Origin of the sequence: Holdemania sp. 1001095H_141210_F2 (genome assembly GCF_015558105.1) — a bacterium.
Lineage (GTDB): Bacteria > Bacillota_I > Bacilli_A > Erysipelotrichales > Erysipelotrichaceae > Holdemania.
The window spans coordinates 14,516-27,681 of record NZ_JADNPO010000015.1 but is presented as its reverse complement, the minus strand read 5'-3'; the positions used below and the strand labels follow the sequence as shown (position 1 = coordinate 27,681).

The 13,166-nt window shown below is 51.1% G+C and carries 10 protein-coding genes; 2 read left to right on the top strand and 8 right to left on the bottom strand.

What is annotated here, in order from left to right; all coding sequences use genetic code 11:
• Positions 1-5: 5 nt before the first annotated feature.
• The 5 genes from I2G61_RS10210 to I2G61_RS10190 all read right to left on the bottom strand — a co-directional run bounded on the left by I2G61_RS10210 (position 6) and on the right by I2G61_RS10190 (position 6,268).
• Complete coding sequence (locus I2G61_RS10210; RefSeq protein ID WP_195548248.1) at positions 6-731, bottom strand: bifunctional 2-polyprenyl-6-hydroxyphenol methylase/3-demethylubiquinol 3-O-methyltransferase UbiG; 726 nt, start codon at positions 729-731, stop codon at positions 6-8.
• 209 nt (positions 732-940) lie between these two features.
• Positions 941-2,275, bottom strand: a complete 1,335-nt coding sequence (gene glmM, locus I2G61_RS10205; protein WP_195396046.1) for a phosphoglucosamine mutase — start codon at positions 2,273-2,275, stop codon at positions 941-943.
• The gene (locus I2G61_RS10200) at positions 2,275-3,696 is read right to left on the bottom strand and encodes a YbbR-like domain-containing protein (RefSeq protein WP_072684748.1); all 1,422 of its coding nucleotides are present in this window, start codon (positions 3,694-3,696) and stop codon (positions 2,275-2,277) included. The genes glmM and I2G61_RS10200 overlap by 1 nt, the downstream gene beginning before the upstream one ends.
• Positions 3,686-5,296 carry a diadenylate cyclase CdaA gene (gene cdaA, locus I2G61_RS10195; RefSeq protein WP_072684747.1) on the bottom strand — a complete coding sequence of 537 codons (1,611 nt, stop codon included), beginning with the start codon at positions 5,294-5,296 and terminating at the stop codon, positions 3,686-3,688. The genes I2G61_RS10200 and cdaA overlap by 11 nt, the downstream gene beginning before the upstream one ends.
• Before the next feature lie 264 nt (positions 5,297-5,560).
• Positions 5,561-6,268, bottom strand: a complete 708-nt coding sequence (locus tag I2G61_RS10190) for a hypothetical protein (RefSeq protein ID WP_072684746.1) — start codon at positions 6,266-6,268, stop codon at positions 5,561-5,563.
• Between the two features lie 131 nt (positions 6,269-6,399).
• Between I2G61_RS10190 and I2G61_RS10185 the strand changes: the two genes are divergently transcribed.
• Together I2G61_RS10185 and I2G61_RS10180 are read left to right on the top strand one after the other, a co-directional pair.
• Positions 6,400-7,572: a TraB/GumN family protein gene (locus tag I2G61_RS10185; protein ID WP_195396044.1), complete on the top strand. Its 1,173-nt coding sequence runs from the start codon at positions 6,400-6,402 to the stop codon at positions 7,570-7,572.
• A gap of 83 nt (positions 7,573-7,655) precedes the next feature.
• Positions 7,656-9,131, top strand: coding sequence for an FAD-dependent oxidoreductase (locus I2G61_RS10180; protein ID WP_195396043.1), 1,476 nt, complete (start codon positions 7,656-7,658; stop codon positions 9,129-9,131).
• 112 nt (positions 9,132-9,243) lie between these two features.
• Here I2G61_RS10180 and I2G61_RS10175 read toward each other — a convergent pair whose 3' ends face one another.
• The 3 genes from I2G61_RS10175 to I2G61_RS10165 all read right to left on the bottom strand — a co-directional run bounded on the left by I2G61_RS10175 (position 9,244) and on the right by I2G61_RS10165 (position 13,165).
• Complete coding sequence (locus I2G61_RS10175) at positions 9,244-10,155, bottom strand: sugar phosphate nucleotidyltransferase (RefSeq protein WP_072684743.1); 912 nt, start codon at positions 10,153-10,155, stop codon at positions 9,244-9,246.
• Positions 10,156-10,309: 154 nt separating this feature from the next.
• Positions 10,310-11,587, bottom strand: a complete 1,278-nt coding sequence (gene dinB / locus I2G61_RS10170) for a DNA polymerase IV (protein ID WP_195548247.1) — start codon at positions 11,585-11,587, stop codon at positions 10,310-10,312.
• Between the two features lie 141 nt (positions 11,588-11,728).
• Entirely contained in the window at positions 11,729-13,165 is a 1,437-nt protein-coding gene (locus tag I2G61_RS10165) for an ABC transporter permease (RefSeq protein ID WP_195548246.1), read from the bottom strand.
• Position 13,166 lies beyond the last annotated feature (1 nt).

Here is a 13,166-nt window from a genome sequence, read left to right as displayed (position 1 = left end):
CAAATTTAAGCTGGGAAATCCACGAAACCCCGAACAGGAATCAGGATAAAAAAAGAAAACGAAGGCGGCGGCCGCGGCGGTGTCGGCTGAGGCTCACGGATATCCTCCAGTTCAAAGTCATTCACGAGCAGCGCCTGCACGATCGTCGTCAGCGAATGATGGTATTTCACAACCGCTGCACCTAAAAAGATCGAATCCCGGCGACCGTCCAGAAAGTAGCGGGTAACCGGCCACACTGGATTGCCGGCAGAAGTCTGATCCAGCCACTGCTGGCTGCCTTCCGCGGTAAAGACCGGATGCTCCATCGAAAAGATGAATTCCCCACCCCGCCGCAGCGTCTGGGCGACTTTTTGGAACAAAGCTGTCAGATTCTCAATGTAATGCAGCGTCAGCGAGCTGATGACGACGTCAAACATTTCCGCAGGATAAGCATAATCCTCCAGTGCACATTGTTGATATTCGATCCCCTCCAGCTGATTCACTTTTCGCGCCTGATTCAGCATTTTTTCCGACAGATCAATACCCAGCACGGAAGACGCGCCGTTTTCCATCGCGTACCGGCAATGCCAGCCATAACCGCAGCCCAGATCCAATACCTGCTTCAAAGTGAAATCCGGCAGCATCGCCTGCAGCACCGGCCATTCCCCGGCGCCCGCCAATCCTTTTTCCGAACGGCTCATACGGCTGTATTTTTCAAAAAAATCCGGATCATCATAACGATTCTCTTTCATTGGAATACCTTCTTTCTTTTATTAACAAGCCGGACTCTCCCGCTGTCTTATCTTTCTTTATTGTATCGTTTCCAGCTTCGGAAAGCTATATTTTTCTGAAGCCCGCAGCCATGGCATCATCAAATCAAAGAGAGCGCTGGAAGCTTGTAAAAAGGGAAGGCCGCTGAATCCACCTTCCCTTTCATTTCCCGGCTTTGCCGTAATTTCTCTTACAGTCCCGATTTTTCAATCAAATCGACGACGCGGTAGACATAATGATGACACAGCTCATCGCTTTCCGCTTCGACCATGACCCGCACTAACGGTTCCGTGCCTGAAGGACGAACGAGAATCCGGCCATTGCCGTGCAGTTCCTCATTGATCGCCGCAACTTCGTTTACGATCGGTTCCGCCTGCATCGCCGCCTCTTTGTCCTTCACCGGCACATTGACCAGAAGCTGCGGATAAATCTTCAGTCCTTCCTCCAGCTCCCGGATATTCTTGCCGGTTTTGTGCATCACTTCCAACAGCTTCAGCGCCGTCAGCAGGCCGTCGCCGGTTGTCGCATGTTCTTTGAAAATGATATGACCCGACTGTTCACCGCCAAGCATGTAATCGTTTTTCACCATGCAATCATAAACGTATTTATCGCCGACCTGCGTCGATTCCGTCGCAATGCCCAGCTGATCCATCGCCTTGAAGAAACCCAGGTTCGCCATGACTGTGCTGACAACCGTATTCCCGCGCAGATGTCCGTTTTCTTTCAGATATTTCCCGCAGATATACAGAACGTAATCTCCATTGATCAGGTTGCCTTGCGGATCCACGGCGATCAAACGATCTGCATCGCCGTCAAACGCCAGTCCCAGATCGAAGATCCCGCTTTTCATCAGTTCCTGCAGCGACTCCGGATGCGTGGAACCGCATTGGGTATTGATGTTAACGCCGTTGGGCTCGCTGTGAATCACCGTGCAGTGCGCGCCCATCCGCCGCAGCAGCTTCTCCGCGGTCGTCGTCGCCGAACCGTTGGCCAGATCCAGCGCCAGATGGAACTGTTCAAGCCGGAAATCAAACAATGATTCCAGCCAGTCCAGATAATGCTCCACACCTTCGTCATAGCGGATGACCTGGCCGATCTTCTCGCCGCTGACAAGCGGGATTTCCGTCAGATTGTCGATATAGTCTTCTACCAGAGCTTCAATTTCAGCGGACAGCTTAATTCCGGCCTGGGAGAACACCTTGATTCCATTGTCATAGTACGGATTGTGGCTGGCGGAAATCATCACGCCGCAGCTGAACTGTTCGCGCTTGACCAGATACGCCACGCTTGGCGTCGGGCAGTAGCCTAACAAATACACATCGGCGCCGCTGGCCGAGGCACCGGCTGCGATCGCGTTTTCAAACATACCGGAAGACAGGCGCGTGTCCTTGCCTACCAGAATCCGGCCTTTTCCCTGCCTGGAAAAGTAGTAGCCCAAATACCGTCCGACCTGGAAGGCCCGCTGTACGTCCAGCGTTTCATTGGCCTTGCCTCGGATGCCGTCAGTTCCAAAATAACGTCCCATTAATTTGTTCCTCCATCGCTGTCATTGTCATCAGCTGCCGCGGAATTGCCTGGATCCGTGACGTTGACGGTTAAGGATGCCTGCTGCAGCGTGTACTTCACATAAGTCCCTGCATCCTGATTTACCTGCAAGGTGACTTCCTGCTCGCCCGGCTGCAGGTCCTTCATATCAAAGTATACATAAATGTCGCCGGCGGTGATTTTATCCACATTCGCCTGCGTTCCATAGACCGTAACGCTGACCGCGATCTGATCATCTTTAGTCTGCACGTTGTAGCGGTTTGTATTGTTGATGGCATTGATCGCGACGTTGTCGATCGTCTTGGATACGGCGTCGCCCAGCTTGATATCCATGTTCACACGAGCCGGATTGATCTGGCGGACGCCGGTCGGCAAGGTGATCGTCTGATACATCTTGGTATCGGAGGTCAGCTTGGTCGCGTCCAGCTGAACGGAAACCTTGTCCAGCTTGTCCAATACGGACTGCTGCGCGTAGATCTTGACGGATGAATGATCGAAGATAATTTCTTCAATCGCTTTGCCCTGCGGCATTTCGCCCTGCAATTCCACGGCGACCGGCACATCCTTGCTTGGCGATGTCACTTTGACGTTGACCTTCACCGTGCTTGGGATGATATCCGCTTTGACCGGAGTTCCGGTTTGATCATAAGCAACCAGCACCGCGTCCTGTTCAAAGTCGGCGGTCTTGCCGGAAACGTCGATCAGCGCCTTGACAAACGCGATGCTGTCAAGCGTATCGGAAGCGGCCCGGACGTTCACCTTTGTCGCTTCAAACTGAGGTTCACCCAGAATATAGATGTTATCAAGCTTATCGGTATTGATAAAGTCATAGCTCAAATCAAATTGCGTCGTGACTTTCTTTTTGATCGTCACCATCGCGGTCGACGGTTCCAGCTTGACGTTGACCCGCTCGGAGAAATCCTTCGGCTGCAGCTTCACCTGATAAGTGCCTTCGGTCAGACCGGAAAGATCGGCGACCACGCTGTAGCTTTTCTGCGTGCGGACCAGCTGGACGTCGGACATCTCACCCATGACGTAAGCGGCGACCTCCCCCGGCAAACCGGAAATTTCAAACATATCGGAATTGTAGTTGATCGTGACCGGCACGGAAGGCAATTCAAATACACTCTGGATGTTGTTGGACAAACTGGTGTTCGTAAAATTGACCGTCAGATACAACAGTACGGCCAGCGCCAGCGAAACAATTTTCCCATACCGCGGATTAAACAGGATCCGGTCGATCCAGGAGCTTAACCAGCGCACGCCTTTAAACAGTCCGTCTTCGATCGTCGCGTAGGTCTTGACTACTTTCTTGCTTTGACGGGCAATCTTATTCGCCAGCTCCAGCTTGGATTCAGAATCCTTCATCTGCGGATTCTGTCTTGGATCGTTATTCTTCATGCTTGTCACTTCCTTCCTGATCGGCGGAGTTCACCGCTTCTTCCAGAGAGTGTTCGTTCACTTCCTCGGAAGCGCTGAATTCCAGCTTGACATCATCAATCGGGGAATGATTTTGATTTTCGGCAGTGATGTCGGCGGTGGTTGTGGTATTCACCTTAACCTCCGGATTTTCTTTCCCGGCGTTTTCCATTTCTGCAATTTCTCTGGCCGCGGCTTCTTTATCTTCGGATGCTTTCTCCTCAGCCTTCTTCCGGGTGCGCTTCGCCTTGTTCTCCACAGATTCTTCCGCGTCCTTTGGCTTTTTGGCCCGCGGCTTTTTCTTAGCTCTGGCTTCATCCTCGCTCTGTGCGGTTTTAATCTCAAGCACTTCGGTCACCGCCGCCTGAACCGGTTCTTCCGAGGCAGCCTCAGTTTTGATCTCAGCATCAGCCTGTGCTTTCTTCTCGGCTTCCTGAGCCGCGATCTGCTGCTCAAGAATTTCCGGGTCCTCAAACATGGACGAAGACGGGGCTTTCTTCTTTTTCTTTTTCGGCAGCTTGATGTTTTCTTCTTCTTTTTCAAGTTCGCTCAGCCGGTCTGCCGGAACTTCCGCGTCTTTCTTCTTATTAAAGATCCCGGAGAACAGATTGCCCTTATGCTCGGCATTCTTTTTCTCCGCTTCGCCGCTTTCCCCGCCGTCCTGCTTCTTGACGGCGATCTTGTTCAGCAAGCCTTTTTCTGACTTTTTCGTTTCAATTTCTTTCTCAACGACTAACTGCGGTTCGTCGATCACGAAATAGGATTTCCGGGTCTGCGTCTTTGGTGTTTTTTCCCGCACAACGGTTTCCTCGTTGCAGACAACGCGCAGCAGATAATCGCGCAGTTCCTTCTTGGATACCGTCGTGATCTGTCCGCCCTCGGCAATCGAAATGTTGCCGGTTTCTTCAGAAACGACGATCGTTACGGAATCGGTGATTTCACTGATCCCGATCGCCGCGCGGTGCCGCGCGCCGTAACGCGATGGCAGCTCCTGATTGGTCGGCGGGAAGTATGCGCTGGCGCATGCCAGGCGGTCGCCCTGGATGATGACCGCGCCGTCATGCAGCGGCGTGGATGTCACAAAAATCGAGGTCAGCAGTTCGGCGGTGACCATCGAATTCATCGGCGTTCCGGTTTTGACATAATCGTTTAAGGAATGGGACTGTTCCAATGAAATCAGCGCTCCGGTCTGATCCTTGGACAAAATCATGACGGCTTTGACCAGCTCGTCGACCAGATGCTCCTTCTCGTTTCCTGAAAGGGTGGAAATACGTGAAAAAACATTGGATTTTCCCAGCTTTTCCAACAGCGACCGAATTTCCGGCTGGAAAATAATAATGACGGCGATGAAGCCCCACGACACAAACATGTCGGCAATCCAGCCGACCGTGTTCAGGCCGAAGACGTTGGCGACCGCTTTGATCACAAGAATCAGGACAATTCCCTTAAATATCTGAATCGTCCGGGAGTTATTCCGAACGATTTTTATTGTGTAATAGAGTAGCAGCCACATGATCAGGATGTCGAAAAACATCCGCGTGTAGTTCAGGATCGACTGAATGGTAGTGTAATAATTAACCATTGGTGAATCCTCCTTTCATTGAATTATTATAGCACAGTTCTAAAAGCCTTGAAAACTGAAATTGCCTGAAACCCTTCGGGCATGTTTCATCCGTTTTCAGGCGATCCGGCAAAAAGGACGGCCGTTGCCGATCGGCGTTTTTTCAACCGTCGCCGGTTGCCGGGCAGCCATTGAATTTGAAGATAGAAATCTTTCTGATTAAAAGGAAAACAGGAATTGCAAATTCACAAAAAGAAAACACAGATCCGTCGAGGGTCTGTGTCATCATGGCTGTTTTCCCTGCAATATAAGAGTCTGCGGCACCGTGCCCTCAAAACGAAGGGCCTGATCTTCCAATTCGAGGACGCTGATCTGCAATCCGTCCATTTTATCGAGAATCGTTTTTAAGTTCTTATTGACCGCGGTATTCGTAGATTTCACCAGTGTGGAAGGCAGATCCACCCCGGCCAGACTGATCCGCTGCAGCTCTACGGCGACTACGTCATCCTGACCACTCAGCCTGGCTTCCACCGCAATGCGGCAGCCCTTCGCCAGCGTCAAGAGCGCGCTGTACTCTTTCAGCTTGGGAAACAGCTTCACGAGCGCTTCGGGATCGTTAACCGTCATTTCAATCGTTACTTCATCGCCGTTTTCAAGCGTGATCTGCGGATCGGAAAGCATATCGCCGACCGCAGTTTTCAATAATTCCCCCAGCTGTTGTTCCGACAGGTTCAGCTGCAGCAGCTGCGTCCCTTTGGCAGTAAACTGACCTTTGGCAATCTGCGTCAGCTGGCTGATCAGCTGCTCGGTGTCGGGCAGCGCTTGGGATAGTTCCGGCAGCAGCGGAGCGGCAGGCGCGGCGCTGGATTGAGGCTGGAGGGAAGAAACCGGACGGCGGCTCCAATAGGATCCTAACGCCAACGAACCGGTAACGACGATCATCACCCAGCAAAATGCTAAAAGGATGTCGAATATCCGTGATTGGGGTTTCATAAAAGCGGCTCCTTTCTATCCAGAAGTATGCTCGGCGATCCACTTTTTATCCTGAAACCGCAGTTTGAATTTCAAAAGATGGAAAATCCAAACAGGTTGCGGTACAATAGACGGGAAATGAGGTTGGCTTGATGGAAAAACAATGGACTACTCTACAAACCGGAGGAAAAGAAATCACCTTGATCGGCACGGCGCACGTTTCCAAGGTCAGCGCCCAGCAGGTCAAGGAGGCGCTTGAGGAAATTCATCCCGACAGCATCTGCGTGGAATTGGACGAGGATCGCTATCAGTCGCTGATGCATCCGGGTCAATGGGAACAAACTGATATCGTACAGGTCATCAAGCAGAAAAAAACAGGTTTTCTGCTCGCTAATATTATTCTAAGCTCGTACCAGAAGAAAATTGCCAAAAAAATGGACATCAGCGCCGGCGCGGAAATGATGCAGGGCATCCAGAGCGCCAAAGAACTGAATGCTGAGCTGGTGCTGGCAGACCGGCGGATCCAGACGACGTTCTCCCGCATCTGGCGCAAGCACAGCTTCTGGCAGAAATGCAAGCTGCTCACCAGCATTCTCTTTTCGCTGTTTGACGACGAAGACATCACGGAAGCGGATCTGGAACAGCTCAAGCAAAGCGATATGCTGGAAAGCGCGTTAAAGGAAGTCGGCGACAGCTTCCCGGTCGTCGCTGATGTCCTGATTCACGAACGTGATCAATATCTCGCCACAAAAATTGCCCAGGCCAAAGGACCAAAAGTTGTCGCCGTGCTGGGGGCGGCGCATGTTCCGGGCGTCAGCGCTTTGATTGAAAGCGGCAAGCTGGCCGATCTGAACGAATTGGATTCCTTGCCCCCCAAATCGATCTGGGGCAAAGTGATCGGCTGGGGCATTCCGATCGCGATCATCGCGCTGGTCTGCGCCACCTTTCTAAGCTCGCACAGCGCCGGCTGGGAACAAATCCAAAGCTGGATCTTATGGAACGGCACGTTATCCGCCCTCGGCACGCTGCTGGCCGGCGGTCATCCGCTGTCGATCCTCACGGCGTTTGTGGCGGCGCCGATCACCTCGCTCAATCCGCTGCTGGCCGCCGGCTGGTTCGCCGGTCTGGTCGAAGCCTCGGTACGCAAGCCGAAGGTCAAAGATTTTGAAAATCTGACCGAAGACGTCAATTCCGTTAAAGGCATGTGGAAAAACCGCGTGACCCGGATCCTGCTGGTCGTCATTCTCGCCAACGTCTTCAGCTCGCTGGGCACCTTCATCGGCGGCACCGACATCATCAAAACTTTTCTGGAAACCGTGTTCTGAGAAGAGCCGGTTTTTTTGTTTGAAGGTCAGTTCACCTGTCCATACTAAGGAACGAATAGAAGAATAGTGCGAGGTGAGCGAAGATGCAGAAATCATATTGGCAGAAACAGCGTCCGCTATGGGAATGTCCACAGCTCAACGAGGATCAGGAAACCGATATCGCGATTGTCGGAGGCGGGTTAACCGGATTGTTATGCGCCTGGATGCTCAAAGACAGCGGCCGGCGCGTCACCGTGATTGAAAAACGGCGTTTTCTGGAAAATAACTCCGCCCGCAACACCGGTAAGGTCAGCGCGCTGCACGGTGCGTTGTATCACACGCTGCCCGCGGACATCGCGCAATCCGTATACCAGCTCAACCGCACGGCCGTCGATCACTACGAACAGCTGATCCGCACGGCGGACATTGCGTGCCGCTGGCAGCGGACTAGCGCGATTTTAGCGGCGCAGAGCGAAGAAGGCGCGGCGATCCTGAATCAGGAAAAAGCTGCTCTGTCAGCTCTCGGAGCCCAGCTGAGCGATCCGCCAAGCTTTCCCCTGTCGCTGACCTGGGCCGATCAGCTGGCCGCGGCGGATCAGGCGCTGCTCGATCCCTGGTTGTTCCAGGCTGGTTTATTGGAAGCGTTAAAGGACAAAGTGACGCTCTACGAAGAATCCCCGGTCGTTGAGATTCAGGACCATTGCCTGATCAGCGACGGCAGCTACCGCCTGCGGTTCAAGGATTTAATTCTCACCACGCAGTTCCCGGCCTTTGACCGGCTGCAGCTGTACGCCGCACGGTTTCACTACCAGCGCGAAGCGGCGGCGGCCTTTCGCTGCGATCCGGCCCTCGACGGTCTGATGCTCAACACCGTCGATCCCGGTCAGGCGCTTTCACTGCGGTTTGCGCGCAGAGAGGATCAGCCGACCTTGATTCTGGCGGGTCCGGCCATCGGCATCCATCATTATCCCAAGGATCCTTACGCACCGCTGTTACAAACCGCAAAAACGCTGGGCGTGCATCAGCCGCTGGCCTGCTGGAGTGCGCAGGATCTGATTCCCCGCCGCCACCTGCCGTTTATCGGGCAGATTCAGGATCATTACTGGATCGCATCCGGATATTCCAAATGGGGTTATACCTGGGCGATGATCGCCGCGGAAATGATCAGCGCGCAGGTGCAGGATCCGGCCTTCGTCATTCCGGCGTATCTGCGGGCCCGGCGCAAGGGTGATTTATTCAGTTTGTATACGTTGGGCAACGCCGCGACCTTGACGGAAGCGTTCTTCAAGGATCGCTTTACCGTCACCCCGGAAAACCAGCCGCGCCGCACCGGAACCGTCGTGCGTCTGCATGGACGCCGTTACGGCGTCGTCATTCCTGAGGAGGGTCTGGAATTTCTGGTCGATCTGACCTGTCCGCACATGGGCTGTCCGCTGCACTACAACCCCGCCGATCAAACCTGGGACTGCCCATGCCACGGTTCGCGCTTCACGCTGGACGGACGCAGTCTTTATTCCCCGTCCAACGTTTCCCTGCAGCATTATCCAGGCGTCAACAGTCTGCATCCCAATTTGAAATAAAGACTTGAAATTCCTGCTTGCTTGATTGGCTTTCTGATTTTACAGACTAAAAAAGGACAGACGCTGATAACTTTTCAGCACTGTCCTTCCTTTATTTTATAGTAACTGTGGATTATTTCCACAAATCGAATGGATACAGTCCCTGATCCTTATATTCTTTCAGGCACTGGACGACATACGGTTTATCCTCTTTATAGGTAACGCCGAACCAGCGGTCGTTGGAGGTCAGCACCTTAACTGTGCAGGCCTTTTGTTCCAGCAGCGTTCCGATTGCCGTCGGAATGACGTGTTCGCACTTCATCGGATTTTCAACGATACCCTTACGGATGAATTCCTCAAAAATCGGCTCGCACTGTTCAAAGATTTTCGGCGTAAAGCCCCAGAAATTCATCGAAACGACAGAACCCTTCGCAATCGGTTCCCAGGTCTTGCCATCGTCGTTGGTCAGCTTCGCGCGGTCGCCGTCCTTCGCGATCTTCGGGCATTCCACAATCTTCTGCAAGAAGCCGTTTTCATCCCGTTCGCAGATCGCCCGGGAAACGGTGCCGTGGTCTGTCAGCGTATTTTCCAGCACATAACCGACCATGCCGTATTCGCCGTCTTTGACTTCGTTGGATAAGAAGTTGTAGATGACGCGGAAGGCGTCCTTGCCATAATAATCATCGGCGTTGATGATCGCAAACGGAGCGTCCAGGTTGCGGCAGGCCAGCAGCGCATGGGTTGTTCCCCATGGTTTTTCACGGCCTTCCGGCACCGTGATTCCCTCCGGCACGTCGTTGAGATCCTGATAAGCGAACTCGACTTCCATATGTCTGGATACTTTATCGGTCAGATTCTTACGGAAGGCTTCCTCATGTTCCTTGCGGATGATCAGCACGACCTTGTCAAATCCGGCTTCATGCGCGTCGTAAATCGAGAAGTCAATGATCGGTTCACCATTGCTGCCGAGAGCGTCTATCTGCTTCAGCCCGCCGTAGCGGCTGCCCATACCGGCTGCCAGAATGACTAAAACTGGTTTTTTCATCTTATTTCTAATCTCCTTTTCCATTCTTTTTTATTAAATTCATTATATCATGGTTTTTCAGGTTTAGGACAGCGAGTTGTCCGCGGCTTGAAATCCCTTTCTTCCCCTCGGTCTGAACTTGCTTTGGCGGATTCACGGCCCGATTTAATTTTTACTATCGGCCGCCGGCCTGAATCGGTTCCTTGAGGAAACCGATCGGATGGATTGTCTGATCTTGCTTCGGGTTAAAACTGGTCAGCGGCTTGTCGAGCAGCAGGCTGCAGCGCTGGATCTTTTCAAAGCCAAACCGGCGGCGGATCCCGTCGACTGTCTTTTCCAGCTGCAATAACGACTGACGGTGCTGCTCGTCGACGAACAAATCCAGCTGTTCCCCGGTCTGATCCAGACATAAATCAAATACGCTGATCCCGATGCTGCGCAGCGGCAGCGCATTCTGCCAGGCTTGGCGTAAAAGAATTTCCGCGTCCTCCAGAATTTCTTCCGCCAGCTGGGTCGGACGGGCACGCTTGCGCTGCTGGCTCCAGCGGAATAAATGAATATCCCGCAGGCTCAAAGCGATACCCTTGCCTTTCAAGCCCTGATCGCGCAGCCGGGAAGCGACGGACTCCGCCAACACCCGCAGCACCAGCCGCGCTTCCCCATGCGTATGCAGATCATGAACCGCCGTGACGCTGTTGCCCACGGATTTGACCGGAATCGCCTCGCTGGCCAGTGCGACTTCGCTGATATCCTCGCCTAACGCGAACCAATGCAGCATCTCCCCAACCTTACCGAAATAGCGGCGCATGAACAGCCGGTCGCGGCCTGCCAGATCGCTGATCGTCGTAATCCCCCAGGCTTCCAGCTTCTTCTGTGTTGCTGCGCCGACATAAAACAGCTCCCGCACTGACAGCGGATAGATTTTCTCTTGGAAATTAGCCCGGGTAATTGTCACAAACCCGCTGGGCTTAACGAAATCCGAAGCCATTTTAGCGAAGATCTTGTTGAACGACAGACCAATTGAAATCGTTAATCCCAGTTCCGCATAGACCCGCTGCTGGATTGTTCGGGCAATCTGTGAAGCGGGGCCGAACAACCGCTGCGACTGCGTCAGATCCAGCCAGGCTTCATCCAGCCCGTATTCCTCAACCCGGTCGGTATATTCCCGATAAATTGCCTTGACCTGATCCGTAATCCACTGATAACGGCGGTAATCCGGGGGCAGGATCAGCAGCTGGGGACACTTGATCCGCGCTTCGTCTAAGGTTTCCCCGGTCTGAATTTTGTATTTCTTGGCATGCAGATTCTTGGCGAGGATGATCCCGTGCCGTTCTTCCTGACTGCCGCCGACCGCCATCGGCCGTTGCTTCAGCTCGGGATTCAGCATCTCCTCAATCTGCGCGTAACAATGGTTAATATCGCAGTGAACGATCGCTCGTTCCATTCTCATCACCTCTGCCTTGAATTTTACAAGAATAAAATTCAAGTAATGTTCTTGACATTGTTCAAGGCAAGTGATATGTCCGCCTTTCCAGTTTCTGGTGATTCGTGAAACAAAAGAAAATCCCGGTGAAATGGAAGTCATTTCCGGGACTTATTCAATTCCCAGCAAAATTTGTTTAGGATTGAATTTCATAATCATTCCAGCTGTAAAAATCAAACTCAGGAAAATGATCGCAAATTCACAGCCCACTGTACCCAAAATCACATTAAGCTCGACTTTCATTTGAAATTCATCAAGGACCTCCTGCGGATTCATTTGAGTAAAATAATGATTTCCTTGACTGAATTCATATTCTGTAACAAATTCCTGTTCATCCACAACGGATAAATCCAAAACCTTTTGCCCCAAGGATGGAAGAATAACAAAAGACAAGCTTAAAGCAATCATCAGTCCCATCAACATCTCCATCAACAATTCACAATAAAACTGAATGATTACTGAAAGGCGGCGAGTACCGACAGCCAATAAAGAGCCTATTTCAATTTGACGTTTTTTAACGAATAGCGCGGTAACAGTCGTTAAAATAAGCACCGCGTTGACCATGACTATATAAAGCAGTGTCTTTGCAAAGAAAGAAATTACATTGAAAGGTTGCTTAATCCGATCAAGGACTTCGCTATTTGTATTCAATTTATAAACAGGGTATACAAAATTTTCCGCTATCTGTTCAAATTCACTCATGGAATCAACGTTCTTCAATAAAATCACAGGATTTTCATGAGTTACCATGAAATCTTCTTTTTTCCCGGCTTCCACATCATCCCCCATGGCTAAAATGGATGCATAGTCGACAGTTCTGACTATTTCCTCCAAAGTCGATCCTGGAACTAAGATTTGATTGTCAGCTCTTTTTCCACCGTTTATGACAGTATCCTTTTCTTTATTTTCATAAATTCCAATAATTTCAAACGTCGTTCTGCAATCTTCTGGTCTCAGGTAAGTCGCACTGAAATCCTCGGCATCACACCACTCAATATCTATCGTGTCTCCCAGCATCAGTTGATTTTCTTGCGCCAGTCCTTGCTCAATCACGGCTACCCTTGCAAAATTTTGCACTTCTTCTTCATTATAAAAACGACCTTCTTTAATTTCAAAGGAATCCTTATGAAATTCAATCATATCAGGTTTCCCATTTCCAATTACCTGTACATTTCTTTTAGTCTGAGATATACCGCTTTCTTCGGAAGGAACACTTTTAAAATTCAAACTTGTTCCCACATATGAAACAAGATAATTGCTGGCTAGGATCAACTCATTTTTTAACAATAAGGCTAAACTTGTTTTAGCTTCTCTTTGTTGTTGGAATCGATCTTCATTCTGCAATTTTCGCAAATAATCGGTATTTATTTCCAAAACAATGATCGGGTTCATTTTGCTTTTTGCATTTTGAATGGCCTGAGAACCAGCAGTTTGCATACTGAATCCGATGAATATAAGAAAACTGATTAAAGCGAATAACAAGCTAATCAATACAGATCGCGAAGGCACTCGGACAACAGCACGCAACGCTCTTGAAAACACGCCCATC